General features: G+C 44.8%; 30 protein-coding genes. 21 read left to right on the top strand and 9 right to left on the bottom strand.

The window, feature by feature from the left end:
* Window positions 1-47 precede the first annotated feature (47 nt).
* Window positions 48-266, top strand: coding sequence for a DUF2922 domain-containing protein (locus ACO03U_RS03610; protein WP_204685489.1), 219 nt, complete (start codon window positions 48-50; stop codon window positions 264-266).
* Window positions 267-307: 41 nt separating this feature from the next.
* Window positions 308-763 carry a hypothetical protein gene (locus tag ACO03U_RS03605; protein ID WP_204685491.1) on the top strand — a complete coding sequence of 152 codons (456 nt, stop codon included), beginning with the start codon at window positions 308-310 and terminating at the stop codon, window positions 761-763.
* A 112-nt stretch (window positions 764-875) separates the two neighbouring features.
* Here ACO03U_RS03605 and ACO03U_RS03600 read toward each other — a convergent pair whose 3' ends face one another.
* On the bottom strand, window positions 876-1,751 hold the full coding sequence (locus ACO03U_RS03600; RefSeq protein ID WP_204685493.1) for an AraC family transcriptional regulator: 876 nt from the start codon (window positions 1,749-1,751) through the stop codon (window positions 876-878).
* Window positions 1,752-1,880: 129 nt separating this feature from the next.
* Here ACO03U_RS03600 and ACO03U_RS03595 point away from each other — a divergent pair, with 129 nt between their 5' ends.
* The 6 genes from ACO03U_RS03595 (at window position 1,881) to wecB (ending at window position 7,253) form a co-directional block, all read left to right on the top strand.
* Window positions 1,881-2,351 carry a PTS sugar transporter subunit IIB gene (locus tag ACO03U_RS03595; protein ID WP_204685495.1) on the top strand — a complete coding sequence of 157 codons (471 nt, stop codon included), beginning with the start codon at window positions 1,881-1,883 and terminating at the stop codon, window positions 2,349-2,351.
* A 63-nt stretch (window positions 2,352-2,414) separates the two neighbouring features.
* Window positions 2,415-3,206 (top strand): PTS mannose/fructose/sorbose/N-acetylgalactosamine transporter subunit IIC, encoded by a 792-nt coding sequence (locus tag ACO03U_RS03590; RefSeq protein WP_204685497.1) that lies wholly within the window; start codon window positions 2,415-2,417, stop codon window positions 3,204-3,206.
* Complete coding sequence (locus ACO03U_RS03585; protein WP_423104397.1) at window positions 3,199-3,996, top strand: PTS system mannose/fructose/sorbose family transporter subunit IID; 798 nt, start codon at window positions 3,199-3,201, stop codon at window positions 3,994-3,996. The genes ACO03U_RS03590 and ACO03U_RS03585 overlap by 8 nt, the downstream gene beginning before the upstream one ends.
* A 9-nt stretch (window positions 3,997-4,005) precedes the next feature.
* Entirely contained in the window at window positions 4,006-4,416 is a 411-nt protein-coding gene (locus ACO03U_RS03580; RefSeq protein WP_204685501.1) for a PTS sugar transporter subunit IIA, read from the top strand.
* Complete coding sequence (locus tag ACO03U_RS03575) at window positions 4,409-5,740, top strand: glycoside hydrolase family 30 protein (RefSeq protein ID WP_204685503.1); 1,332 nt, start codon at window positions 4,409-4,411, stop codon at window positions 5,738-5,740. Before ACO03U_RS03580 ends, ACO03U_RS03575 begins: the two co-directional genes overlap by 8 nt.
* Before the next feature lie 358 nt (window positions 5,741-6,098).
* Entirely contained in the window at window positions 6,099-7,253 is a 1,155-nt protein-coding gene (gene wecB / locus ACO03U_RS03570; RefSeq protein ID WP_204685505.1) for a non-hydrolyzing UDP-N-acetylglucosamine 2-epimerase, read from the top strand.
* Between the two features lie 40 nt (window positions 7,254-7,293).
* On the opposite strand, the gene ACO03U_RS03565 is transcribed toward wecB, so the two are convergent.
* From ACO03U_RS03565 to ACO03U_RS03545, 5 genes are all read right to left on the bottom strand, one after another.
* Window positions 7,294-8,616 carry an ISL3 family transposase gene (locus tag ACO03U_RS03565; protein ID WP_204685507.1) on the bottom strand — a complete coding sequence of 441 codons (1,323 nt, stop codon included), beginning with the start codon at window positions 8,614-8,616 and terminating at the stop codon, window positions 7,294-7,296.
* A gap of 240 nt (window positions 8,617-8,856) precedes the next feature.
* Complete coding sequence (gene merA, locus ACO03U_RS03560) at window positions 8,857-10,515, bottom strand: mercury(II) reductase (protein WP_010825986.1); 1,659 nt, start codon at window positions 10,513-10,515, stop codon at window positions 8,857-8,859.
* A 28-nt stretch (window positions 10,516-10,543) separates the two neighbouring features.
* Window positions 10,544-10,936, bottom strand: coding sequence for an Hg(II)-responsive transcriptional regulator (gene merR / locus ACO03U_RS03555; protein WP_001863748.1), 393 nt, complete (start codon window positions 10,934-10,936; stop codon window positions 10,544-10,546).
* Between the two features lie 311 nt (window positions 10,937-11,247).
* Complete coding sequence (locus ACO03U_RS03550; RefSeq protein WP_161870824.1) at window positions 11,248-11,472, bottom strand: helix-turn-helix domain-containing protein; 225 nt, start codon at window positions 11,470-11,472, stop codon at window positions 11,248-11,250.
* 18 nt (window positions 11,473-11,490) lie between these two features.
* The gene (locus ACO03U_RS03545) at window positions 11,491-11,961 is read right to left on the bottom strand and encodes a DUF2975 domain-containing protein (protein WP_204685509.1); all 471 of its coding nucleotides are present in this window, start codon (window positions 11,959-11,961) and stop codon (window positions 11,491-11,493) included.
* 535 nt (window positions 11,962-12,496) lie between these two features.
* On the opposite strand from ACO03U_RS03545, the gene ACO03U_RS03540 reads away from it, so the two are divergent.
* Both ACO03U_RS03540 and ACO03U_RS03535 read left to right on the top strand, forming a co-directional pair.
* A complete protein-coding gene (locus tag ACO03U_RS03540) occupies window positions 12,497-12,991 on the top strand; it encodes a flavodoxin family protein (RefSeq protein WP_204685513.1) in 495 nt (164 codons plus the stop codon).
* Between the two features lie 223 nt (window positions 12,992-13,214).
* A complete protein-coding gene (locus tag ACO03U_RS03535) occupies window positions 13,215-13,463 on the top strand; it encodes a hypothetical protein (RefSeq protein ID WP_161870827.1) in 249 nt (82 codons plus the stop codon).
* Window positions 13,464-13,546: 83 nt separating this feature from the next.
* On the opposite strand, the gene ACO03U_RS03530 is transcribed toward ACO03U_RS03535, so the two are convergent.
* A complete protein-coding gene (locus ACO03U_RS03530; protein WP_204685515.1) occupies window positions 13,547-14,386 on the bottom strand; it encodes a KilA-N domain-containing protein in 840 nt (279 codons plus the stop codon).
* A 148-nt stretch (window positions 14,387-14,534) separates the two neighbouring features.
* Window positions 14,535-14,996 (bottom strand): S-ribosylhomocysteine lyase, encoded by a 462-nt coding sequence (locus ACO03U_RS03525; RefSeq protein WP_204685517.1) that lies wholly within the window; start codon window positions 14,994-14,996, stop codon window positions 14,535-14,537.
* Between the two features lie 283 nt (window positions 14,997-15,279).
* Here ACO03U_RS03525 and ACO03U_RS03520 point away from each other — a divergent pair, with 283 nt between their 5' ends.
* The 3 genes from ACO03U_RS03520 (at window position 15,280) to ACO03U_RS03510 (ending at window position 17,726) form a co-directional block, all read left to right on the top strand.
* Window positions 15,280-15,660, top strand: coding sequence for a PadR family transcriptional regulator (locus ACO03U_RS03520; protein WP_161870829.1), 381 nt, complete (start codon window positions 15,280-15,282; stop codon window positions 15,658-15,660).
* Window positions 15,661-15,686: 26 nt separating this feature from the next.
* Entirely contained in the window at window positions 15,687-16,778 is a 1,092-nt protein-coding gene (locus tag ACO03U_RS03515; protein WP_423104396.1) for a permease prefix domain 1-containing protein, read from the top strand.
* Window positions 16,779-17,093: 315 nt separating this feature from the next.
* Entirely contained in the window at window positions 17,094-17,726 is a 633-nt protein-coding gene (locus ACO03U_RS03510; RefSeq protein WP_204685519.1) for a pentapeptide repeat-containing protein, read from the top strand.
* 144 nt (window positions 17,727-17,870) lie between these two features.
* Here ACO03U_RS03510 and ACO03U_RS03505 read toward each other — a convergent pair whose 3' ends face one another.
* Complete coding sequence (locus ACO03U_RS03505) at window positions 17,871-18,692, bottom strand: helix-turn-helix domain-containing protein (protein WP_204685521.1); 822 nt, start codon at window positions 18,690-18,692, stop codon at window positions 17,871-17,873.
* 185 nt (window positions 18,693-18,877) lie between these two features.
* Here ACO03U_RS03505 and ACO03U_RS03500 point away from each other — a divergent pair, with 185 nt between their 5' ends.
* The 8 genes from ACO03U_RS03500 to ACO03U_RS03465 all read left to right on the top strand — a co-directional run bounded on the left by ACO03U_RS03500 (window position 18,878) and on the right by ACO03U_RS03465 (window position 26,469).
* The gene (locus ACO03U_RS03500) at window positions 18,878-20,716 is read left to right on the top strand and encodes a glycoside hydrolase family 2 protein (protein WP_204685523.1); all 1,839 of its coding nucleotides are present in this window, start codon (window positions 18,878-18,880) and stop codon (window positions 20,714-20,716) included.
* A gap of 189 nt (window positions 20,717-20,905) precedes the next feature.
* Window positions 20,906-21,328 carry a cupin domain-containing protein gene (locus tag ACO03U_RS03495; protein ID WP_161870832.1) on the top strand — a complete coding sequence of 141 codons (423 nt, stop codon included), beginning with the start codon at window positions 20,906-20,908 and terminating at the stop codon, window positions 21,326-21,328.
* A gap of 317 nt (window positions 21,329-21,645) precedes the next feature.
* Window positions 21,646-22,698 carry an aspartate-semialdehyde dehydrogenase gene (locus tag ACO03U_RS03490; RefSeq protein WP_204685526.1) on the top strand — a complete coding sequence of 351 codons (1,053 nt, stop codon included), beginning with the start codon at window positions 21,646-21,648 and terminating at the stop codon, window positions 22,696-22,698.
* A gap of 180 nt (window positions 22,699-22,878) precedes the next feature.
* Complete coding sequence (locus ACO03U_RS03485) at window positions 22,879-23,172, top strand: hypothetical protein (protein ID WP_204685527.1); 294 nt, start codon at window positions 22,879-22,881, stop codon at window positions 23,170-23,172.
* 28 nt (window positions 23,173-23,200) lie between these two features.
* Complete coding sequence (locus tag ACO03U_RS03480) at window positions 23,201-23,878, top strand: tetratricopeptide repeat protein (RefSeq protein WP_204685529.1); 678 nt, start codon at window positions 23,201-23,203, stop codon at window positions 23,876-23,878.
* A gap of 187 nt (window positions 23,879-24,065) precedes the next feature.
* Window positions 24,066-24,539 carry a GNAT family N-acetyltransferase gene (locus ACO03U_RS03475; RefSeq protein ID WP_204685531.1) on the top strand — a complete coding sequence of 158 codons (474 nt, stop codon included), beginning with the start codon at window positions 24,066-24,068 and terminating at the stop codon, window positions 24,537-24,539.
* A 203-nt stretch (window positions 24,540-24,742) separates the two neighbouring features.
* Entirely contained in the window at window positions 24,743-25,741 is a 999-nt protein-coding gene (locus tag ACO03U_RS03470; protein ID WP_161870875.1) for an aldo/keto reductase, read from the top strand.
* A 170-nt stretch (window positions 25,742-25,911) separates the two neighbouring features.
* Window positions 25,912-26,469, top strand: coding sequence for a GNAT family N-acetyltransferase (locus ACO03U_RS03465; protein ID WP_204685532.1), 558 nt, complete (start codon window positions 25,912-25,914; stop codon window positions 26,467-26,469).
* The last annotated feature ends 187 nt before the right edge of the window (window positions 26,470-26,656 follow it).

Below are 26,656 nucleotides of genomic sequence, written 5' to 3'. Positions count from 1 at the left end.
TTTTCAGGGAAAAGCACTTTATTAAAACGAAAATGGAGGAAAACAAGATGAAAAAACTACGAATGACTTTTCTAAACAGCGAAGGCAAGAAACACAACCTCGAACCGCGAATCGCTGCTACCAATTTGGACGAAACCACCGTGCGGACAGCGATGGAAGGGTTGCGGGATCTGGAACTCTTTGAAAAAGACGACGTAAAACTCTACGTGGAAGTTCAAGGAGCCAAATATATCGAAACCATCGAAACACCGTTGTTTGAGGATTAATAATCACCGACGGAAGCCATGATGGAAAAGGGAGTGGGCAGATGACTGCAAAGAGACAACAGCCACAAGGGCAAATTGAGAAACTCGCCGAAAGTAAGGCACGAGGAGCACAAAAAATGGCAGCCATGCGGGATGCATTAGATGAAGCCATTACTCTTCAAAAAGCTAGGCATGCCAATCCAAAAAGGCACCAATGCTTGGGAAACTATCGCTGGTACCGACGTTGGTTGTGGTTTCTCACGATGCAAGAAGTTCGTTTCAATCTCTGGTGGGCAAACCTGTGGGACTATTTCCGGAGTTTCGGGAATCCCTGGCGAGAGGCTGGGTTTCGGGTTTGGCGGCCGGTGGCTAAAATGATTGGTGGGCCTTACCTACATTTGTTTGGTTGGTGGCCCCGCCGCTGGTCTACAATTGACTGGCTGTTTGTGGCCCTCCTGTTGGCGATGTGGATCAGCTGGTTTGCCTGGCTGGGGTATCTGTGGCTGGTCATCTGCTAGCTGTAAAGTTATAAAAACGCTGATGAAAATCGTGTAACAACAAAAGAAAATCCGTAAGAATAGCGCAACACCCCTGAGTCAGATGAAGTGGCTCAGGGGTGTTTTGCGTGAATTATTCATCAGCATTGTCAAACTCAATGGATTTATCCGCCATCACTTTACGAAATATGTTTGGTTGGCTGCCATAAATACTTTTAAATAAGGTACTGAAGGAACGAACATTTGGAAAACCATTGTTTAGGGCAATTTGCTTTAAGGGCAGGTCGGTTTGCATAATATCGTAATAGGCATGGGTCAGCCGAACGTTGGCTAAGTAGTTAGAGAAGGATTGCTTGGTATGTTTCTTGAAAAACTTGGAAAAATAGGTTGGGGAATAGGAGAACTTTTCTGCGATGTTTTCCAAAGTTAAGTTATGAGCGTAGTTTTGTTCGATGTAGCTGGTGATTTCTGAAAGGACGATGATATATTTTTGCGAAGTAACCGTACTTTGATATTTGATTCCTTTGAGGCGAAATTTTGCGAGTAGTAAAAAGATGATTTCATTCATGCAAGAATTTGCCTTAAAAACTAACGGAGTGGAAAGATTTTGATGAGAAATGTTGTGCAATAGTTCAATGTTTTTGATGATTTCCAGCATTTCTAACTGGTTATCCTTTGATAAATCGGTATCAAAAATGAAGGTTTTGATGACATGGCGATAGTCACCAAAGGCATCAAGATGGAGGTTTACCGCGATTGCGAAGGCATTTTGTTCGATTTTTATGGAATGAAACTGGGCAGAATTAATGAATAATAGCATCCCTGTTTTTAAGAGATGTTTTTTTGAGTTTATTTTTATTTCGAGAGATCCATGTTGGCAATAGATTAGCTCGATGGAATTGTGCCAGTGGGATTGGATAAAGACAGTCTCTGAGTCGGTGTTAGCTAAGGTTTTAGTTGAAAACAACTGATTCGAAGCGAAGTCCACCGGCATGTATTTATAATCCATTTTTGCACCTCGTTTTAACGATATTTTATCTATTTGACAAATTATAGCATAAATTAGAACAAAATAAATGCTGTGAAAAACGGTTTCAACTGATATTCTACACCTACAAATAAATTGGAGGAATCAAACATGGATATTAAATTAGCTAGAATTGATAATCGGTTGTTGCATGGAGTCGTGGCTTCTCAATGGGCGCCAGTTTCCCAATGTGACCGAGTGATGGTGATTGACGATGTGGTGGCCAACGATCCTGCCAAAAAAGATGCAATGCGCATCTCGAAACCTGCTGGCAAGGCCTTGTCGATTATTTCAACCGAAACAGCGGTGACAAACTTCAAAAGTGGCCGTTATGAAGGCAAAAATATTTTGCTAATTGTCAAGAAACCAGCAGTGTTGAAAGTGTTGAAAGACAATGGTATTTCAATCGAAAAAATCAACCTTGGTGGTTCAGCTTTCTTGCCTGACGAAACGATTGAGATTACCAAACGGGTCTTCGTGAGTGAAGCTGATTTGGCAATCTATCACGAATTCCAAGAAGCTGGGACAGTCGTATCAGCACAATACACACCATCTGATAATGAACAGCTTTTAACGAAGTAACACCTTTGTTTCAAAGAATAGCAAAAGATTTCAACACAATACGCTTATTGGAGGAGGAAAAATATGTTAGAACCATATCAAATTATTATCGTTTGCGTCATTGCTTTTTTTACCATTTTTGATGAATTTGGTCCGCAAATTGGGCTGAATTATCCCGCAATTATTGGTCCCATCACTGGTTTACTGCTAGGGGATATTACAACGGGGTGTGTTGTCGGCGGGACGTTGCAACTGATGTCTCTCGGGGTAGCAGCTGTCGGTGGTTCCTCAATCCCTAAATATGGTTGGGCGACCATCATCGGAACTGGTGTCATGGTGGGAACGGGTCGTGGTTTGGAAGCAGGCTTAGCGATTGCGGTACCTGTCGGGATGTTAGCTGTACAATTGGATATTCTTTTCCGCTTGGCAAATGGGGTTGTTGTTCGACGTTCCTTGAAAGCGGTTGAGGAGCATGATTTCAAAAAAGCCAACAAGCTTTTGTTGCTCGGTCCAGTGTTGTATGGGATTGAAGCGGCTGGAACGGTCTTGATTGCCGTTACTTTGGGATCGACTTTCATCAATCAAATTTTGGATGCTACTCCTGCTTGGGTGACAAATGGCTTGACTCTATCCGGTGCTTTGTTGCCAGTTGTTGGGTTTTCAATGTTATTGAAATTTATGCCAGTGGGTAAACATATCAACTATGTGTTGTTTGGCTTCGTGATGGCGGCTTACTTGAAGATTCCGATTATGGGGATTGCGATTGTCGGCTTTGGCATGGCCTTTATGTTCTATAAAAATTCACAAAAGCATGAGGTTCGAGCAGTTGCAGCAACTGATGCGACCGGTGTGATTGGAGATGACGAAGATGAGTAAATTAACCAAAAAAGATATTCGTCAAGTAGCCTTGAGATGGCAGTTGATGAACTGTAATACTTTGAACTTTGAAAATCTGCAAGCTGGATCCTTCGCCTTTAGTGTGGCACCGGCTTTACGGAAAATCTACGAGGATGATGACCAATACGAAGCAGCTTTAGCTAGTCATTACTTGTATTACAACTGTAATCCCTGGGCGGGGAACTTGATTATCGGAGCCACTTTGGCACTGGAAGAAAATCAAGGAAATCAAGCCCGGGAAACGGTCAAAGATATGAAAACCAGTTTGATGGGACCATTGTCTGGTGTTGGGGATACGATTGCTTGGGTCTTGTTACCGACTATTTTTGGATCAATTGCTGGATATACAGCAAAAGACGGCAATCCCTCCATGTCCTTTTTGTGGCTAGCAGTCTATATTATTTGGTTCTTCTTACGCTTGAAGATTGTCGATTTTGGCTACCAAAAAGGCACGGAAATCATCGGTAAATTGGGCAGTCAACTGTCTGCGGTGACCGAATCTGCTTCGGTTTTGGGGCTGGTGGTAGTAGGTGCCTTGATTTCTAGCGTGGTAAAAGTCGAAACCCCTCTTTCTTTTAAAACTGGCGAGGTGGTTCAAAAAATTCAACCGTTGCTAGATGGCGTATTACCTAGTATGATCCCTGTCCTGTTAACATTTATGAGTTACCGTTTATTAACCAAGAAAAACTTTAGCATGACCAAATTAATCTTGCTGTTTATTGCAATTGCAATGGTTACCGCATTCTTTGGCTTGCTAAAAGCTGCATAGGAGAAAAAGATGAGAAGAGTATTGATAGTTTCCCATAGTAATTTGGCAAAAGGTGCCATGGATACCTTGAATTTTATTACTGCCGATTCGTTAGCGGTGGATTATATTGCCGCCTATACTGAAACGACGGAAAATTTAGAAGAAGTTGTTGCTAGTTATTTTGCCACCCATGGAGAAAACGAAATCCTGATTTTTTCGGATATGAAAAATGGTAGTGTCAATCAAAAATTGATGCCTTATATGACTGAAAAGCACCATTTGATTACCGGATTTAACTTACCTTTAGTCTTGGCTTTGGCCTTGTATCCGCAAGAACAATCCCTGACCTCAGATATGATTAAAACCGCAATTGCTGAGGCGCAACAGGAAATGATTTATATGAATGAGTTAACCGTGGAGGAGGATGAGGAGGATGAATAAGCCAAATAAAGTCCAAATCCAATCCTTAGAAAAAGTTGTTCTACCTGTTGAAAACAGCGCAGAAACGGATCTTTTCGGAGCGGATATTAGTAGTCAGCCGGGGATGAAAAAAAGAAGCTATACCATCGATGTCAATAGTCGGTTTGGTTTTCAAAAAGTCCGCGGCATTGGTGGAACTTTTAGCGAGCAGATGGCTGATTGTTATCAAGTGATGAGTGATGATAATAAAAAACAATTGATGCAGCTACTATTTGATAACCGCTTTAACTTTTGTCGTACTCCGATTGGTGCTGATGATTTTGCTTTGGAGTGGTACAGTTATAACGAAACAAAAGATGATTTTGTAATGGCCAATTTTTCGATTGAACGGGACTTGCAGTATATTATTCCTGTCATTCATGATGCGCAACAAGTGGCTGGTGATTTGGCTGTTCATGCCTCTCCGTGGTCACCGCCATCTTGGATGAAGGACAATCAAGCTTATGCTAGTGGCGCTATTCTTGATCAGGATGATATTTTTGCAGCTTATGCAAAATACTTGCGCCTGTTTGTGGAAAGCTATCGCGAACAAAATATCTCGGTGGAACGGTTGATTGTTCAAAATGAACCTGATGTCAATACAATCTATCCAAGTTGTCACTTTTTACCAAAAGCGATGGCTCGTTTTATTACAGACTTTTTGGCACCAGAGTTCGCAAACAGTTCTTTGAAACCAGAATTGTTTGCCGGTTCTTTCCGTTGCATTCGCTCAAATGTGGCGATTAATTTTCTGACAGAAAATGAGCAGCTAGTTGATAGTATCGATGGGATTGCCATGCAGTATACCGCTTCTCAGCCTTTAGTGGACATTCGCTATCGTTATGGTGATGAGCTAAAATTGATGCATACTGAAAGTAACTGCTTCAATGGCGACAATAGCTGGGAGGAAGCGCGTTATCTTTACGAGAACATCATTGATATGTTCAATGGTGGGATGGATAACTATAGCTACTGGAACATGGTGCTGGATCAAGAGGGGACAAGTACATGGGGTTGGAAACAAAACTCCATGATTACTTATGACAAAGATACTGACAAGTTAACTTTGAATCCTGATTTTTACATCATGGACCTCTTTGCTAAATTTGTGAAAACAGGCTATCAACGGGTTTCTTATCATAGTCTGAAGAACAAAGGTATCTCATTTGTGGATGAGGAAGGCAATGTGATTGTGATCGTTGCGAACTTCAGTGATGAAAATGAAGAACGAGGGCTCAACGTGGACGGTCAATTGTTTGAAATCATCTTAGATCCTCACACGATTGAAGTCTTCAAAATCAGCTAATAATTAAATAAAAGAAAAAATGGCCAATGCCAGATAAGTTACCTAGTAAAATGGGTAGTTAGCTGGTGTTGGCTTTTTGTTGTGAATGCCAAAACTTCTTGCCAGATTTACACACTATCCCACTCCCCACCAAAAACCACCTAATAATGAAAGCGCTTTAAGGAGTTCGTTAGATTGTTCTTGTTATCAATCATTAGTTGGAAGCTTTTCGTTCCATCGCTCTTGCAAGTTCCCCTTTCCCAGTTGCCATTTCGCCGGCTTTCCCGTATCCTTGAGACAAGGAATCATTCAATGAACGCCTGATTTCTGAGGAGTTTCGGGAGTTTTTGGCGTAAAGGATAGAAGCGAGGATTGGCAGATGAAAAAAATCAAAGTGATGACGGTTTTCGGAACGCGACCGGAAGCCATCAAGATGGCGCCCTTGGTGAAGGCTTTGGAAGCGACTGAGTGGTGTGAGACCCAAGTGGCGGTGACCGGGCAGCATCGGGAAATGCTGGATCAGGTGCTGGAGGTATTTGCGATTAAGCCGGCTTATGATTTGGCGATTATGAAGGCGGGACAGACGATCGAGGAGATTACCACCCGCATCTTGAGCAAGTTTGGAGCGGTTTTGGAAGAGGCGCAGCCGGATTTGGTCTTGGTACATGGCGATACCACGACGGCGTTTGCGGCGGGCTTGTCGGCGTTTTACCGGCAGATTCCGGTGGGGCATGTGGAGGCCGGCTTGCGGACGTGGGATTTGGCACAGCCTTTTCCCGAGGAGGCCAATCGCCAGCTGATCGATGTCTTTGCCCAGCTGTATTTTGCCCCTACCCAGCAGAGTCGGGATAATTTGTTGAAAGAAGGCAAAAAGGCAGCGGGGATTTTTGTGACGGGCAATACCGCCATCGATGCCATGGGCTACACGGTGGCTGCTCGGCCCCAGTTGACGGCGGCGGCTTGGGCTCCTGGACGCAAAGTGGCAGGAGCGCCGAAGATTTTGGTGACGATGCATCGCCGGGAAAACCTTGGAGAACCGATGGCGCAGGTCTTCCGGGCTTTGCGCCAAGTGTTAGCCGAACAGCCCGAGGCACGGGTCGTCTTTCCAATGCACAAAAATCCAGCCGTGCGAAAACTCGCCCAAGAGATTCTAGGGGACTTGGACCAGGTGGAGCTGATCGAACCTTTGGATGTGGTGGCTTTCCAAAACTTGATGGCGGAGTGCCAGTTGGTATTGACGGACTCCGGTGGTCTCCAAGAAGAGGCCCCTGGGCTAGGGGTGCCGGTGTTGGTGCTGCGGGAAACCACCGAGCGGCCGGAAGGGGTACAAGCCGGCACGGTACGGCTAGTGGGTACCGAGGAAACGGCGGTCTACCAAGCGGTGACGGCGATGCTCACCGATGAGGCGGCTTACCACAAGATGGCCCATGCTGCCAATCCATATGGTGACGGGACTGCCAGCCAGCGGATCGTGGCGGCGATTGCCTATCATTTCGGCTTGGTGTCAACTCGGCCGGCGGATTTTACATTTTAAATAAAAAAAGGGGTATTCGGATTTTATGGTGGAAAAGGGCTTATAAATCACCCTTCTCCAAATTCTTAATAAGTGTGGAAAAATCGACACCAAAGTTGTCTGTAATGTCGTGATCATTCACTTCATACCAATTGAAAGTATCGTATAACATAGCTTTATTGAAAGCACTTGAATTAAATCGTGGCTTACGCTTTTTATGGAGCTTCTCATTGAAAAGGATTTTGGCTCGTAAGGCATCAAACGAGTAACCTCTACCCGTTCGCTCTACCTGCCTAATAATGCTGTTAATTGACTCCGTATAAGCGTTAGTGAGCCTTTTATCAAAGTAGTTGAATATTTCGATATGCCAGTTGTCTACGGCTCTCACGAGGTCTTTATATGCATCTTTAGAGTTACTGGACATACAACGGTGTCTCCACTGACTATAACGAAGACGACCTTCATCTGAATCAGGAGTATCCCATATCCAGTAAAACTCTTCTTTGAGTTCATAGGCTTCTTTTAAGGCAGGAAGATTACCTAACCAAGTCTCTAAGAGGAATGATTTACGTTCATTTAGATCGTGTTTACGCTTTAGAAGGATAAACCTTTCACGCATAAGGGTACGTCTTTCTTTTTGGCTCATATGAGCTTTCAAAGACTTTCTGACGTTATCTAAGGCTTGATTAGCCATTCTAACTACATGAAACTTATCTACGACCACTTTAGCGTGTGGAAGGATAGTGTTCACTGCGTCTTTGTAGGGCTTCCACATATCCATTGTGACGTACTCAATATAAGTCCTGTCACTGATTTCTGAAAGACGTTGGATGACTGTTTCCTTGTTACGGTTAGGCTTGATGTCATAAATAGTCCTGCGTTCAATATTAGTCAATACAAGCCGAGGTCTACGGATAATATGTATCTCGTCTATCCCAAGCCACTTAGGAGTTTCAAACTGGTATTCACGTTCTTTGAGTGCCACATAGTCCTTAAAAACGTTCCTAATAGTTTTCTCGTCAACACCAACGCTTTCTGCGACTTCTACAAAGGTCTTAGACATGGATTGCTCTTGAATGGACTTTAAAAGCCTTTTGGTCATACTACGCTTTTCATCTACAGATATTAGGCGTTCCCAGAAGGTAGATCCGCATTCACGACACTTGTATCGTCTACGGTTCAATTGTAAGCCCACTCGCTTTAAACGAATGGGCAAATCCATAATTAGTTGATTTCTTGAACTGTGTTTGTACAACTTGTCAAAACCACATTCAGGACAACGTTCAGGTGGTCCGACTGCTTCAACTTTAAACATCATATCGGTTTCATTTTCTTGTGGTGGTTCTATTGTTTTAATGTCTGGTAGGGATAATAAGTCTGACATATTGTTCATCCTTTATTACTCTGCTGTGTTAAGGTATCAATTATAGATTTGATGTCGAAATCATCAGTGTTAAATTATTTTTGTGACCACAAATGCACTTAGAAAATCCCTTAAAGCATTTATATAATGGGTGATCGCAAAATAGTGTATGAAATCTTTTGTAGACTTTGCTAAACTACTGCACACCTTTAGTACAGTATTAGCTGGTTCACTTGAATAGGGAGTTGTAAAAAAGTTCCCTTAGCCTGCACAACAAGATAATTTCGAAACATCTTTATCGAACGTAAGTGCAGCTAATTTTAGCCCTTCAGCCATTGTTAGATATGGAGCCATCGTTTCTCTCAGATCTCCAACAGTTAAACCGAATTTCACAGCTAATGTTGCTGCATAAATTACGTCTCCTGCGTTTTCTGCCACTACATGCGCCCCTAACACTTTCAATGTTTTCGCGTCTGCCACTAATTTGAAAACACCTGTTGTTTCCCGATTAACGAGCGCTCTTGGAACAGCATCCAACGGCAATACCGATGTTTTCACTTCATATCCTTTTTCTTTTGCCTGTTGCTCCGTTAAACCAACCGTTGCAATCGATGGAGAAGTAAACGTAACGCCTGGAACCACTTCTAAATTGACCTTTTGATTTAGTCCTCCGATTGCATTACGAGCAGCAAGTCCACCTTCATAAGCAGCTACATAAACAAATTGGGGACCGAGAGTGACATCTCCAGCTGAATAAATTCGGGAATTGGTCGTTTTAAGATAATCATCAATGACAATTTCACCACGGGAACCAACTTCAACGCCTGCTGCATGTAAGTTTAATGATTCTGTATTTGGTTTTCTTCCAGTGGCAATTAGCAATTGTTCTGCTTCAATAATTCGCTTTTTACCATTTATCTCAACATGAACTTTTTTAATGTCTCCATCTTGCTCAACTCGTTCATAGGTTGCACCTGTTACTAAATTAATTCCCTGTTCTGTTAAGGCCTTAGTAATGGCTTCTGAAATTTCAGGATCGTATTCTTTTAATAGACGCTCGCTTCTTTGAATCAAAGTGACTTCTGACCCGAGGTTATGAAATAGTTGTCCTAATTCCATGCCGATATATCCTGAACCAATTACGGTAAGACGATTTGGAACCTTCTTTAATTCCAATAAGCTAGTGCTTGTTAAATAATCTACTTCATCTAATCCGGGAATATTAGGTGCAGTTGAAGAAGCACCTGTAGCTATTAAAAATCTTTTGGCTGTGATTTGATTGCCATTTACTTCAACTGTATTTTCATTTACGAATTTTGCTTCACCTTTTATTAATTCAAAACCATAATCATCAATTAAATTCACATATTTTTCATTTCGCATCTCGGTTACTAAATCATTCTTTTGTTTTACTAATGGCGCTAAATCAACATTTGAAGCCGAAGTGTGTAATCCCACAAATGGATTATTTTTTGCTAGATGATTGATTTCCCCTGCTCTTAATAAGGTCTTAGAAGGAACGCATCCGACATTAACGCAAGTTCCACCCACCGTTCCACGCTCAATCATAGCCACTTTTGCGTTCAAAGTAACGGCTTCAATGGCAGATGAAAAGGCAGCTCCACCAGAACCGATGATGATGTAATCATAATCATAGTTACCTTCATCATTTAAACTTACATCTGTCCTTTTTTCCGATTGCACTTGTATTTCTTCTGCTTCGCCCGGGTGATAGTTTGCGTCAGCAATCGCCTTTATTGCACTTTCAACCTCAATATCATCGGGCAGTTCAAATACTGCTTCACCACGACGATAACTAGACTCAATATTTTTAGCACCTATCTTTTCAAGTGCTGATTCTACGTGTTTTTCACAACCCGTACAAGTCATTCCTGAAATGTTTACCTTAAATTTATTCATAAAAAAGCTCCTTTCGTTAATTAATCTCTCATGTTAATGTTTCTATTATTGGACACGAATGTAATTGCTTTTCATCTGGACATCGTTGTTTTAAGTCGTCTAACATAGTTTCAATTCGTTTTAAATCCTCTATTTGTTTTTGCACTTCCTTTTGTTTTTTAGAAACAAATTCGAACATATCTTGACAACGAACTTCATCTTTATCTACAACACCAAGTAATTTATAAATCTCGCTTAAAGAAAAACCAAGTTCCTGTATTCGTTTAATAAACCCAACACGCTTAACGTCATCATATGAATATATCCGATAACCAGCTTCCGTTCGGTGAGGTTCTTGTAATAAATTTTTTCGCTCGTAATATCTGATCGTTTCTTTATTAACTCCACATTTATCTGCAAACTCACTAATGCGATAAATCATCTTATTTCACCCCATGAATATTATAAACCGTGTACCATAGTACACGTTCAAGTAAATTGGACTATTTTATTTTTTTTCCAAAGTATCACTCGTATGTGATTGATACTTTTATATAATACTATTGATTATCCTAACATCCCACCAGAAAATCCGATTTAAACACCAGTTGTTTTTAAACTATTAAGAAAGTAATTCCACTATATATTCCGAAGACCCAAAAAAAGGAAGACTTCCGAAGCTTATTAATAAGCTGGGAAGTCTTCCTTTTTTGTATTTTGCCTAGCAATTGCTTAATTAGCTAGGTCGGTTTGTTATTTTGGCTCCTGGGTTTCAGCGGGTTCGGCAGCTAGGAGGTCACCAGGCTGGCAATCCAAGACTTCGCAGAGGCTGGCTAGCGTCGAAAAGCGCACGGCTTTGGCTTTCCCGTTTTTTAAGATGGAGAGGTTGCTCATGGTGACGCCGACTTTATCCGCCAGTTCTGTCAGGCTCATCTTGCGCTTAGCTAGCATCACATCAAGGTTGACAACGATTTTCATCGGGGACTCCTTTCTGCCTCAGATGGTGAGGTCTTGTTCATTTTTTAGGGAAATAGCGTTTTTAAATAACTCCTCGACGATCAAGGAGAAAAGGTAGGCCGCAAAAGGGAGCAAAATCAGTCCCATTCCCACTAAGATCAGTCCGGGGGCGTCATCAAGGTCTGCCGCCTGGGCCACAAAGGGCAGGATACCACAAAAGCTGATGGCCGCTGCTAAAATCCGGTGTTTGACTTTGGCGACTAAGACCAGTGTTCTCTCAGAAAAAGAGTTATTTTTAGCAATCAAGTCCACGATTTGGTACAGGTAAACTAACGTCCATAGACCAAAAAAGGCCGTCAAGCCCACAGCGGCAAAGAAGAGCCAAGCGATAGCCGACATGCCGGTGGTGCCTTCTGTGATTAAGCTCATGGTGAAAATCGTAGCCAAGACCAAGAGAAAAGCCCCTAAACCAACCAAAGCTAGTTTCAGTAAGCGTGTTTTGAGTTTCATAAAGGTCACCTCAATCCGTTTGATGAGTTGAGATTACCACGATGCTTTATGTAAATCAATAAAAATATATTGATAAACGATAAAAGTATGACGTTTATCGAGAGTGGTCAGAGGAATCAAGGTCAAGTGGGTGGTGAAGTTTTTGTTTTTTAACTGTGGGAAGGGGATTTTTAAAAATAAAAAAATCCTGCTGGTTGGTTAGGCCAGCAGGATTAAAGTGATGTGTGAAGGAAATAACTCCCTGACACGTTGTTGTGAGAATCTTCCCCAAAATTCTCTTCACCGTTATTATAGCGTAAAAAGCCCGATATGTTAAAGAAAACGCACAGCCCTTGGGATTCCTGGCTTTTCAGATAACCAACCTTATCTATCGACATTAAAAAAAGCCTCTTGCCGTCAAGATGAGAGAAGCTTAGAAAATGATGAATAAGACGGACTTTGAAAAAAAGGCGTCTGCTGCCGGTGGAAAGTGCTAAAATGTAAGGGGATCCAAAACAAATCACTTGAGAAACTTTGTAGATAACGGAGGTAAATCATGAAAATAACAGTGTTGTATTATACGAAAACCGGTCACACCAAAGAGATGGCCGAAATCGTGGCGGCGGGGGCTCGCCAAGTAGCAGGGGTGGAAGCGGCGGTATTTCCCATGGAAGCGCCAGATGTCCAGTGGTTGACGGCTAGCGACTGCGTCTTATTGGGAACACCGACATATATGGCAGACTTGGCTGGTGTGGTGAAATGTTGGTTGGAAACCGCTGGCCACAAGTATCCATTAGCCGGAAAACTGGGAGGAGCCTTTGCCACTGCTCACTTTTCCCATGGCGGTGGCGATATCGCCATCCAATCGATTTTGCACCATTTGTTGGTGGCGGGGATGGTGGTGTACTCTGGCGGTGATTCGTTAGGACAACCAGTCATCCATCTCGGACCGGTGGCGTTGTCGGAGGATTTGGAGCAATACCAATCCCTTTTTGCCACTTATGGACAGCGCATGGCAGAAAAAGCCGTCGCGTTATTTGGTGAATCATAACAAGAGAATCATCGTCAAATAAAATGAGAGCTATTTTCTAATTCGGGAATGAGCCACTTGGTCAGTTCAAAGCTAAAAGTGTCGCTTCTGCCGGGCTAGAAAATAGCTTTTTTTGTTATTAAAAAACGTTTGTTTCCAATATTTTATTGTTTTATATTAGAAAAGAAATGTTATAATTAAAAAGTGGTAGACCAATGATGATAAAAGTGTGGGGTGAAAAAATATGGAAAGTGTTTTGACGAAAATTTTTGGCAGTCCGGCCTATGCACAAGCGTTACTAGAACATAAATTTGTGTTATTTGTAATGTGTTTAGTTATTGCGGGGAGTAGTTATTTATTGGCCCGGGGGATCAAGCAAGTCCGGCAAGATGCCTTGGTGGGGACGATTTGCCTTTCAGGGGCGGCCATCATGTTGATCGGTACCTTTTTCGCCGCGATTTTCTTGGCGGTTTATGGCGTGTCATTGCCGTAAAAATACATAAAAAAACTGCGAGAAGACCGGTGGGGGCTGGGTTTCTCGCAGTTTTTTAGATGAATCATTTATTGAATAAAATACTATGAAAGAGTTTCAAGTTTTTTAATACCAGCCCTATTTTTAAGAAATGTAGTCATTTGGGTTTGTGCCATTTTATTTAAACGCGCTGTTCTCTCAGATTCAGGTATCTTGTCTCGAATCAATTCAGCATTCATACTTTCAAGATTTGTTAGTACTAAAAGTTGCTCAGTTGAAGCATAATCACGTATATTCCCGGTTTTTTTTAGATTTTTATCACGCCATTCTTTAGCAGTGATTCCGAACAAAGCAACATTAATTCGATCTGCCTCAGTTGCATATTTAAAACCGGATTGTTTTTGTGTTAGGGTTGGGGGAATTAAGTGGTCTTTGATTGCGTCTGTGTGTACCTTATAGTTTAGTTTTGCTAAAGTTCGGTTGAGATTCCATTCGACACTTAAGCGATTGTTATCGGCTGCTTTTAACGTTTGATAATCTTTAATTAAGTAAAGTTTGAATTCAGGTGATACCCAAGATGCGAATTCGAAAGCAATGTCCGAGTGAGCAAAAGTACCACCGTATCTACCAGCCTGGGAAGTTATGCCAACAGCATTGGTTCCCTCAATCCATTTTTTTGGTGTTAGAACAAAAGAATTTAAACCTGCTTCATGTTTCAAAGATTCGAAATAATTAAGATTGAAATTTGGGTTATTCATTTGTTCCCAAAGTCCGAGAAATTCAATAGTGTTTCTATTTCGTAGCCAGTTTCGAATAACATCATTTGCTTCTGAAGAATTCTTATACTTTGCAATATCAGTTAAACTGATAAAATCGAAAGGTTCTCCGTTATTATAGATTCCTACTGGTAAGCCTTTAGGATTTATTGTTTCTCTTGGTGGCATAGTATTTCCCTTCTTTCAGTTTAAACCCGTCGAATTCGACGGGTTTAAAATACTTATCCACATCTCTGTGGAAAACTAGTTGTAGCTATTCTATACACCGAAATTTATAACATTTTTGCTGAAAACTGACTATCTTAATTCTGATTCCTTACACTTTTCGCTCAAACGGATCGCTGGAAATCCCTTGGGCCAAGACTCGTTTGGCGTATTCTTGGGCGGAAAAGAGGGAATGGTCCCGGTAGTTGCCACATTCTTTGGCAGAGACGGCGGGGACGAAATCCGTTGCCACCACGTGTTTTTCTAAAACAAGCTTCAAGGCGTCCCGTACTTCTTCGGTGGTATGATGGCCCCAAAGAATCAGGTAAAAGCCGGTGCGGCAACCCATCGGCGACAAATCGATGACGCCCGTCAGGTAATCCCGCAAGTTGACTGCCAACAGATGTTCCAAAGTGTGCAGCGCGCTGGTGGGCAAGGCCTCTTGATTGGGTTGCAACAAGCGCAAATCGTATTTTTCGATATGGGCGCCATCTTGGTCCTCGGCGCCGGCCAGACGGACATATGGAGCCAATACGTGATTGTGATCCAGTTCAAAACTTTCTACTTTTGCCATGGGAATCCTCCGTTTTTTCTAAGTCATTTTTGACAGTATACTACGAAACCCAAAAAGTTTGGAGTATCCGTTGCAAAACTTTCGAAAACCACAAAAATTGCGCCGACACGTTGTAAAACTTTCAACCCCTCATCCGAATCCCTCTGATCTAGGACCAAAGTCTGATTTTTAGGCAGTGGTCTTTTTTTACTTCACCTGTCGTAGTAAACATGGTATGATTACTTTGACAGATGGAGTACTTTTGTTTTTCCGTCAGGAGACAAACCACAAAGGAGGTGGCGGTGTGATTTCAAGTGATGGGATTCGTGGGTACAATGACGCGATTATTTTGACTTTATTGGCAGAAGGGGATTCTTATGGCTATGAGATTTCGCGGGAGATCAAGGGCCGCACCGACGAAGGCTATGTCATCAAGGAGACTACCTTGTATTCGGCTTTTACCCGGCTGGGGAAGCAGGGGTTCATCGAGGCTTATCCGGGCGAGGTGACTCATGGCAAAAAGCGTACCTATTATCGAATCACTGCCAGCGGTCGTCAGTATTTAGCCGCAAAAGTCAGTGAATGGCAGCTGACCAAACAAGTGGTGGATCGTTTTTTATCCACCGGGGCAACACCAAATCAACAAGTGGAAACATCGACGCCGGGGGTATCTTCCGGGGTGTAGATGGATAGTGGAAAGGGTTGAAGGATATGGATACCATCAAAAATTATTTAGAAACGTTATTTCTAACATTGCCAAAAACGCCCCAGACCCAACAGGCGAAAGCGGATTTGTTAGCGACGATGGAAGATCATTACCATGGATTGATTGAAGAAGGCAAGAGTGAAAACGAAGCCATCGGGGCGGTGATTTCCGAGTTTGGCTCCATCGATGAATTGCGAGAAGAGCTGGAGTTGGGGCAGGAAGAAGCAGAGGATGCCGGAGAGTCTGGTGCAGCCGGAGCGTTTGCCCAGTCCCAACAAGCGGAAAAAGAGGCTGCGGCGACAGAAGGAGCGTGGTCGAAGGCGGTTCCTGATCCTGAAGACTTCAACTGGCGGCAAGCGGGAAGCCGACGAGGCTATGGGTCAGCGGCAAGCTTGGCGGAGGTGGAGGAGTTTTGGCAGATGATTCGCCAATTTGCGCTGCGCATTGCTGGGGGAATTTTGCTCGGCGCTCTAGGATTTGCCGGGATGATCTTTTTCATGGCCTCCATGAGTGAAGGGATCGGGGCGACGATTTTCTTTATCGGGATCGCGGCGGCGGTGGCGTCGTTGATCCATGGGGGGATGCTCTTTAGCCGGGGGGCCAAACCACTTGCGGGGCGTCCGTATGATGAGGAAGTCCAGCTGGCAGCGGCTTACCATGTGGGAGCGTATCGCAAGAGTTTTAGCTTTTCATTGATTGGTGGGATTGCGGCTTTGGTTTTGTCTTTTGCACCGATTTTCCTTTTCTCCTATAGTTATCAGCCAGTATTTGGCGCAGCGTTATTTTTTGCTATCTTGGGCTTGGGCGCTTTTATGATTATCTACGGGTCGATCATTTACGCCTACTACCGCAAGTTTGCCAATGGGCAGGTGCTGGAGGCGGCTAAAGATGACTACCCACAACCCTCTGCAACAGAACGCCAACATCCATTGTTTACTGCCTTTACCATCGTTTATTGGCCGGCGGTAGTTCTCTTTTACTTCTTGTTATCCTTTGGCGCGCATGCTTGGGCGTGGAGCTGGACGGTCTTTATGATTGCCGGACCGGTTTACGCAGCGATCCAAACTTTGGTGCAGGCACGCGACGAACGGGGTTAGAGAATTTGTTATTGATTCGTGGACCGTTTCCTTTCTAGGAGACGGTCTTTTTGAGTATAACAACCCCCTGCCGACTAGGGGAACTTCGAGGAGGTTGTCAGAAGCTTGTTTTAAGTGGGTTTTACAAGAAGGAAGTATTGGAAAAATAAGAATTTGGTAATAAAAAACGCGCGATTGTGTGCCACAGCGACATTGTCAGGTGCTGTTGCCAGTTTTTCCTTGGCTTAAGGGCGTAAACTAGCGGAAATTCTCTCATTTTATCATCATGTCAGGTCTGCCTTAGTTTGCTAGGATAGAAAGTAGGAGGTGAAGGAAATGAAGGAACCGATATTCGATGAGCAGGCCTTGGTGACGGGCTCTTTTTTTCAGATTTACGAGGAGGAAGATTTTTCCTTGATGCAGCGGCGGTTTCAAAAAGAGTTGGTGGAAGGGCAGACCATCCAGCATCCATTGATTGATAAATCAGTGTTTTTGAATATGGTTTTTCATGAGAATTACTTTTCCCGGATTGAATTGACGGATTGTCTGTTTAGCGATTGTGATTTTTCTGGGTGTCATTTGGATCAAGGCTTGTTTCATCGGGTGGTGTTTCGCAATTGTAAATTCACCGGGACGGTTTTCAAAAAAGGCTATTTGAGCAATACCCAATTTGAGAATTGCAAAATCGATTTGGCGGATTTTGCCGATGTCAAATTCAAGATGGTGGCTTATCGGGAGTGCAATTTGGCAAATACGGACTTTTTTGAAAGCCAGATGACCAAAATTGCCTTTGCTCATTGTCAGCTAGACGAAGCCATTTTTACCGGGGCGGAGCTTAAGAGTCTCGACTTGAGCACCTGTTCGTTTAGCGATTTGGAGCTGGACCAGTGGCAGTTGAAAAAGTGTCAGGTGAATCTTCAGCAAGCAGCCTTTTTTGCACGAAAATTTCTGGGCCTCCAGATTAAATAGAAAAAAGGCTGCCACCTTGAGTCTCATCTGTCATCGCCATCAAAGTGGGGGCAAGATGCCAGGAAAAAAGCTTATTTTTCAGTCGAGGGGCTGGAAAATAAGCTTTTTTAAGTGTCAGCAACCAATAGGCATCTTCAGCGCCGGCTATTTCACCCGTTTGCGCCAACCGGTAGGAGAGTAGCCGGTTTTTTGGCGAAAGAGGTTGGAAAAATAGTGTTCGTCAGAAAAGCCGAGACGGTCGGCGATTTCTTGGACGCTGAGGAGGGTTTCTTTCAATAATAACTGGGCCAGCTGAATCTTTTTCGTCAAATAATACTCATAGGGGGTCTGATGGAACCAGCGTTTAAACTGGCGAGTCAGCTGGGAGGTGGAGAGATTGGCGGTGCGGGCGACAGCCGCCACGCTGACGTTTCCGGCTTGCAGGTGATTGTCCAGATAGACTTTGGCACGCCACAAATCTGCTGGCACCAGCTGATGGGACTGGGGCAGGGTTTCTGCTAGGCTGATCAGTAGTTCATGAAACAGTAAGCTGCAATGACGACTCCGCTGGGTGGGGGTCATGGGTGCTTGTTCGCAAAGAGCCAGCAGCTGGTTGAAAAGAGCAAAGCGGTCGGTTTGGGGGAAGTGGTAGTGCTGGTGTAAGTGATAGGCTTGCAACAACTGCTCCACGACAGTGCCGGCGACATTGATCCAGATTTTGTGCAGCGGTTGCCGGTGGTCGGAGCGGTACCAGTGGTCGTGACCAGCGGGTAATAAATAACAATCTCCCGTCTGAACTTGAAAGTGATAGTCATCGATGCGCACCTCACCTTTGCCAGCGATGACAAACTCGATGGTGGTCACGAGGGACTGCCAACGATCGACTTGGTAGTCGGCAAAAGGGAAGGTGATGCCGGCTAGTTCGACGCGAAACTGTTCCGGAGCGGCAAATTGTTCCGGTAAAAAGCTCAAGATGTATTCTTTCATATCTGCGTGTTTTCCTCACTTTGATGGCGTTATCTTGCATGGATTTTGCTGCTTTGGGTCGTATACTATACCTGTATTCGAAAAACGTCAATGGCCGGTGCTGTGTTGCGTAGTGTTCATTACGCCTCACCAAGCCTTACCAAGCCCCCACTGACAACCAATAACAACTAATGGAGGTCTCAATTATGACCGTATCTCACACTATCCCTCGTCCGGAACACCCACAACCGCAAATGGTGCGGGACAATTGGCGCAATCTGAATGGTCCCTGGCGCTTTGCCTTTGACTTTGTCAAAAGCGGCCAGAACCGCAAGTTTTATGAAGTGACTGCCACAACTCCCGGACCGGCACCAAAACCCTTGGCTACCGCGGAAAATATCTTTGAAAATCAGTTGACCGCGCCCAATCAAGATCCTTTTGACTATGAAATCATCGTGCCTTTCTGTCCCGAATCCAGCCTCAGCGGGATTGGCTACACGGACTTTATCCCGGCTTGTTGGTACCAACGGGAAATCGAAATCACAGCGGAAGAGTTGGCGCTAGATGAGGCAGGCCAGCGCCCAACGATGCGCCTGCATTTTGGGGCTGTCGATTATTTCTGTGAAGTCTATGTCAATGGCCAGTCGGTGGGGACCCACAAAGGCGGTTACGCGTCTTTTGCCTTTGATATCCAAGATGCGCTGGTTAGCGGAGTCAACACCATCACCGTCTATGCAGAAGATGACACTCGCAGCGGGCGCCAGCCTCGAGGCAAACAGTCGGGGAATTTTTATTCCGGTGGCTGTGATTACACCCGGACTACCGGGATTTGGCAGACGGTTTGGCTGGAAATCATGGCAGCCAGTCACGTGGAGGAAGTGCGGTATTTTCCAAATGTGGCGCAAACCAGCGTCACCATGGCCGTCAAAACCACTGGCGCGCCAACAGAAGAGTTGACGGTGGCCGTCAGCTACCAAGGGCGACCGATGGCTGAAACGACGGTGGCGGTGACCGGCAATTTCACCACCTTGATCCTACCTTTAGCTGAAGCGCACCTCTGGGAAGTCGGCGCCGGGCGGTTGTATGATGTCACTTTCCGCTATGGCGCTGATGAGGTAAGCAGTTATTTTGGCTTGCGAGAAGTGGCGATGGCTGGCTACAAGTTCCTGTTAAATGGCCAAGCAGTTTTCCAACGGACGGTATTGGATCAAGGCTTTTACCCAGATGGCATCTACACCGCACCGACTGACGAAGCCTTGCAACAAGATATCCAACTTGCGCTGGCGGCGGGCTTCAACGGTGCCCGCCTCCACGAAAAAGCCTTCGAAGCCCGCTTTTTGTACCACGCTGACCGAGCTGGCTACCTGGTTTGGGGAGAGATGGCTAACTGGGGGCTGGACTTGTCCCAGGCGGCCAATGTCTACGCCTTTTTACCGGAATGGCAAGAACTGCTGGCCCGGGATTTCAACCATCCGGCCATCGTGACTTGGTGTCCGATGAATGAAACCTGGAACTACGAAAATCGTCCGCAGCGCAATGAAACCCTGGAGCTGGTTTACCGAGTGACGAAGCAAATCGATCCGACCCGTCCGGTCATCGACACTAGCGGCAACTACCATGTCATCACAGATATTTACGACATCCACGACTACTGCCAAGACCCGGCTGAGTTTGCGACTCATTTTGACGGGGAAAAATGGCCCAATGGCGTCTTTCGCGATGAACACGATGCTCGCCAAAGCTATACCAAAGGCCAGCCAATCAATGTCAGCGAATACGGGGGCATCAAATGGGACCCAGCATCCGATCCTGAAAAAGCGTGGGGCTACGGGGATGCACCGAAGACGGAAGCCGAGTTTATCGCTCGCTACCAAGGCTTGACGGATGTCTTATTGGACAATCCGCAGATCTTCGGTTTCTGTTATACCCAGCTGTATGATGTGGAACAAGAGCGCAACGGCCTGTACAACTACGACCGCAGCGAGAAGTTTGATATGACTCTTTTCAAGGCAATCAATTCCCGAAAAGCCGCGATTGAAGAGTAAAGTTACGGAGGAGTTCGGTTGTAGCAGACCCGAATCGCGATGTCCGTGCCCCTTGATGGCAAAGGTCAGAATAACTGATTATCGTTGTCAGTTAAGGGCTTTCGGTAAGGCTTTCAACGGCTTCCTGTTACAATACAAGTAGGGTGGTTGAAGCATACGTCACTCAAAAATAACTAGGAGGTTTTTTAAATGAGCTTAGATTATTCAGATCGTGGAAAACAACCAGTTGTAGCAGACATTGAAGCATTGACCCTTGAAAACGACAATTACCGGACGACCATCTGGACCGGCGATAAGTTGCAAGTCACCGTGATGGCCATCCAACCTGGCGATGACATCGGCCTTGAAATCCACCATGGCATCGATCAATTTTTGCGCATCGAATCCGGGACAGGCTTGTGCAAAATGGGACCCGCCGCAGACAATCTGACATTCCAACAACCAGTCAAAGACGATGACGCCATCTTTGTGCCTGCCGATACTTGGCACAATGTGGAAAACACCGGGACAGAACCTTTGAAACTTTATACCATCTATGCCGGACCAGATCACGTCAAAGGTACGGTGCATCCGACGCATGAAGATGCCCGCAACGATCCTAACGAAAGCTGAGGCACCTGAAAAAAGTATCAGACTCGCCCAAAAGACGGCAAGGCCGGGGCTACGTCGCTACTAATTAGCGTGAAGTTTGGCAAGCTATCAGTAAAAGCAGCTGCTCTTTCAATTTTTTATTGAGAGAGCAGCTTTTTGATTGCACCCGGCAGGATGATATGGAACAAGCAAGCGCCCATCGACTTAAATGATTACGACCGGAGTAAGTCGCGATTTGGCTAATTCGTTCGGATTTTTCTGACAATTTTAGAAAAATCAGCTGTTTTTCCGTGGGGAATGTGGTAGAATGGCACAAATATGACATAGGGGTGTTGTGAATGACTGGTTATAATGTTGCGGTTGTGGGAGCGACTGGCGCGGTGGGGACCCGCATGATTGAAATGCTGGCACAGTCCACCTTACCATTGAGAGAAGTAAAATTGTTGGCATCGGCCCGTTCAGCTGGCCAGACGCGCCAATTTAAAGGACAAGACTTAGTAATTGAAGAATTGGTACCGGAATCTTTTGAAGGCGTAGACATTGCCTTGTTTTCTGCGGGAGGCGGCATTTCTAAAAAATTTGCCCCAGAAGCAGTCAAACGGGGGGCTGTGGTTGTGGATAACACCAGCGCTTTCCGGATGGATCCCGAAGTGCCTTTGGTGGTGCCAGAAGTCAATAGCGAGGCATTGAAGGCACACAAGGGAATCATCGCCAATCCCAACTGTTCCACTATCCAAATGATGGTTGCCTTGGAGCCGATTCGCCAAGCAGCTGGCCTGAAGCGGATCATCGTTTCCACTTATCAAGCCGTCTCTGGTGCCGGTGCAAAAGCGATGGCAGAGCTGAAACGGGAGTCGCAAGCTTATCTAGCAGGCACTCCAGTAGCCGACTTGCAACCGGAAATTTTGCCTTGTGGTGGGGACAAAAAACACTATCCGATTGCTTTCAATGCGCTGCCACAAATCGACGTGTTTGCGGAAGAAGACTACACCTATGAAGAGTGGAAGATGATCAACGAAACCCGCAAAATCATGGAGGACGACACTATCAAAGTGGCTGCAACCTGTGTGCGGATCCCAGTCTTTGCCGGTCATTCCGAGTCCGTCTATATCGAAACCGAAAAAGTCATCCCGATCTCTGCGGTCAAAGAACTCTTAGCCAAAGCACCGGGGGTCGTCTTGGAAGACGATCCCAGCCAACAAATCTACCCCCAAGCGCTAAATTCGGTGGGTAAAAAAGAAACCTTCGTGGGCCGCTTGCGTCGGGACCTCGACGTAGCAGAAGGCCTGCACATGTGGGTTGTTTCAGACAACTTGCTAAAAGGCGCCGCTTGGAATTCGGTCCAAATCGCAGAAACCTTGCACGAGCTGGACTTGGTGCGGGTGCCTTAACACCGATTAATAAAAAAGAAGCGAATCTCAGGGCTATAGTGAGGTTCGCTTTTGTTATCTGAAGAAAAGCTTAATCTCTCTTTGAATGGGGAAACTCTTTTGACAGGTATTGAAGGAAAGCGTATTCTGAAAGTAGAAAAGAGCACCACCATTATGGGTCAACCTAAGGAGTGAGAGCAGATGAAACGTTATTTAGGAATCGCTTTAGCCGTCATCGCCGTGTTAGGAATTGGTGCGTTAGAAATCAATGATATCTTGACTTTAGAGATGGCAAACTATCTGCTGGCAGCAGTACTGGTCTTCGGCGGACTGCTGATTGTCGCTTTTAAAATGTATTTTTTATCCAGCATTGTACCGGTCAAAGCTAAAGGCGACTACACCGCTGAGCAGCAAAAATTGGCGCGCGCATCCGGTTGGGTCGTGCTGGGGTTAGGGGTGCTGATCGGGGTATTGACAGCAGTAGGTGTGTTATAAAATTAGGGGGGGAAGGGGTTTAGCGGAGATGGCATCAATGGAAGAGTTAGCAAGAGAAGCATTGTTTCAAGGGGATTTTAAGCAGTTAGCCATGATTTTGAAACAGTGGCAACCAACTGAAGCAGAGGAAGCTTATGAAGCCTATCTAAATTTTTCTGGCTATTTAGCAATAGAGCAGGAAGACTGGAAAAAGGCTGAGGTGCTTTACGATTCTTACGTAGAAAAAGCTAAACGTGAGAAGAACTGGGAAAACTACCATGTAGGATTGCATCAAAAAGCGATGGTGTTGCGTGAACAAGGCCATTTGGATGCGGCACAGCATTTAATAGCCGAAGAAGCAGAAATATTGACCCAATATTTTCCTAATGATGATTATCGTCTGGCGGTTAATCTCTATGAGCAAGGATACCTCGCTTTACTACAAGAAGATTTTATCAAAGCGATGCCTCTTCTTGAGAAATCGTTGCAATTAGCATTGACGACCGATGATTTAGTCCTACAAGGTTGCAGCTGGCGAGGAATTGGTCAATATCATCTAGCTCAAGGAAACAATGGGAATGCTCAGGAGGCTCTTCAACAAGCGTTACAGTGTTTCACTTTGGCAGAGGATTCTCTCGGAAGTGCAGGGGTGAGAGCGTTGTTAGAGCAGGCTACACTGACAGAAACTGTAAGAAGAGAAGAAAACTCTGAAGATAAAATGATATAGCTAGAATGGAAAAGATAGCCTGCCTTGAAGGTTTAACCCAAGGCAGGCTGTTTGTTCTTGTTTTTTAGGATTTTTCTTGAGTTGTGGTATTTTTTTTGATGATAGTTTCGAAGTTCAGGAGAAAACTGGTCCTTGTCTCACTATTTCTTTTCTTGGTACAATCATCCAAAAAGCAAAGGAGGCCCTCATGATTGAAATAACAGGAAGTATCTTTTTACAACCGTATGATGGCTTACGGAGCGAAGCACTGTCATGGTACCAAAATCCTGATTTACAGCGTCTGGTGAACGGAACTAGCGAACCTTACCAAAAGGAACAAGTACTTAAAATGTATAACTACCAATCCGCTCACGGCGAGCTTTACTATATCCTGTGGCGGGAAACAGACGAGACAATGGTAACCATCGGGGATGTTTGGTTAGCGCCGGCGGATTTTGCGATTTTGCTTGATCCGGCTTATCAACAACGGGGGATTGCTAGTGCTATCGTCAAATATTTTTTGCAACAAACGAAAGCACTTGGTTGGAAACAGTTTACGGTGGGAGAAGTTTATCCTGAAAACAGCGGTTCTAATGCGTTGTTCACCCGGATTGGTTTCATTCCTACGATAATTGACGGGAAAACTGGCTATCTTTTCCCTCTACAATCAACTTGTGATTAACAAAAACCAAAACAATCAGCCGACAAGCACTATTTAAGTACATTATACCTAAATGTTTGCCTAATCCGATGGCTTTCTGATATGATGAAGCAAAGATTGGTTGGCCGCTACCAAAAAAGTAGCGGTAAATTTTTGATTTGGATTGAAAGCGCTGTTATCTTTGCTCCAGATCGACTACCAATCATCAGAAAGGGTGTTTGCAGATGTACAAAGCAGCGGAAAAACGTTATGACGGAGTGCAGGTGCGTCATGCCGGGGATACGGGGCTGATGTTGCCACCGATTTCCTTGGGGCTCTGGCGTCATTTTGGGAGTCGCGATCCATTGCGTGAGCGACGAGAAGTTATTTTAAAAGCCTTTGACAAAGGCGTCTTTCACTTTGATTTGGCGAACAATTACGGCAATGATGGCGCCGATTTTGGCTCCACGGAGTCCCTGTTTGGCGAAATTATCAAGCAAGATTTGGGGCCGTATCGCAACGAGCTGGTGATTTCTTCCAAGGCCGGCTACGAGATTCACGATGGCCCTTTTGGTATCGGCACCTCCCGCAAGTCGTTGTTGCAAGGCATTGACGATTCGTTGCGGCGGATGAATCTGGATTACGTAGATATTTATTACGCTCACCGTTACGACGACCGCACGCCGATTGCCGAAACCGTCAAGGCGCTAGATGATATCGTGCGTCAAGGCAAGGCCCTCTACGTCGGGGTGTCCAACTATGAAAAACCCCAGCTACAAGAAGCCATCGCGTTATTCAAAGAGCTGAAAACACCTTTTGTTTTGGATCAGATGAGTGCCAATATGCTAAAAAATGAACCAGAAGAAACCGGACTATTACAAGTTTTACAAGATGCCGGTGCCGGTCTGATTGCCTATGGCCCACTGGCGGAAGGCTTGTTGTCAGAGCGTTATTTGCAAGGAATCCCTGACACGGTAGCGTTGCATCGCACCAACAAAGACTTGCTGGATCAAGGCAAGGAAGTTTTGGTCCAAAAACTCAATGATTTGAACAACGTCGCCAGCCAAAGAGGTCAAACCCTCAGTCAGCTAGCGTTGGCTTGGTTGTTGAAAGATCCGGTGGTCACTAGCGTCATCATTGGGACCACCAGTGTCGAGCATTTGGAAGACAACTTAAAGGCTGCGGAAAATCTCACCTTTAATGGTGGCGAAATCGCAGCCATCGAAGGCATTTTGGCTCGGTAAAACCCGAGCAGTTGGCTGAAGAAGTCCTTATAAAATAACCAAGTAAGCAGGCTAGCTGTGGGCAGGCGGGCCTTGCTGGCTTGGTTTTTTTCTGTCGATTTGGCTAGTCTTTTGACGGACGGCTTGCTACAATTAACAAAAGATGATTTGCGAAAGAAGGCGTGATTTCCATGGATAATGCTGATGAAAACTTGATGATCCGACCGATTCAAGTGGCGGATTTGCCTGAACTATGGGCCCTTAGTTATGGTCCCAAGGCGGATTTGGAGTGGCTGAAATATAACGGACCTTACTTTGAAGACCCGCTTCAAGACTGGCAAACCTATCGAGAAGGTTGGGGACAAAAGGCCTTGGACAATCCCTTACGTCGCGGAATCCAGTGGCAAGGTGAGTTAGTGGGAGAGGTTTCTGCTTATTGGTCAGATGGTGACTTGCGGCAGTGGTTGGAGATCGGCATTGTGCTTTACGATCGCCAGTGTTGTGGGCAAAAAATCGGCGAGAGGGCGTTGAAGTTGTGGCTGACGGAACTTTTTAACCGCTTTGACTATTTACCCCACATCGGCTTTACCACCTGGTCTGGTAACCCGGGGATGATGCGGCTAGGAGACAAAGTGGGGATGCAAAAAGAAGGCGTGATTCGTCAGGTGCGCTATTGGCAAGGGCGCTACTACGATTCTGTGAAATACGGCCTTCTGCGGGCGGAATGGCAGCAGTGGCAAACGAGTTGAAGCAGGGAGAAATAACAAAAAATGGTTGTGATATTTGCCTTATGGTTCTTGGTATTTTATTGCTGGAAACACTTGAAGATTTATAATCGTTCTTAGCCAGTCGAATGAGCCTCCTATGCCTAGAGGATTTTGAATAATTAAGATAAAATTGGAGATAAATGTAGCTGATTGTAAACTAATGTATACG

The sequence above is a fragment of the Enterococcus diestrammenae genome, from assembly GCF_049384045.1.
Taxonomy (GTDB): domain Bacteria; phylum Bacillota; class Bacilli; order Lactobacillales; family Enterococcaceae; genus Enterococcus_C; species Enterococcus_C diestrammenae.
Note: the sequence above shows the minus strand (reverse complement) of the source record. Positions and strands in the feature narration are given on the sequence as shown.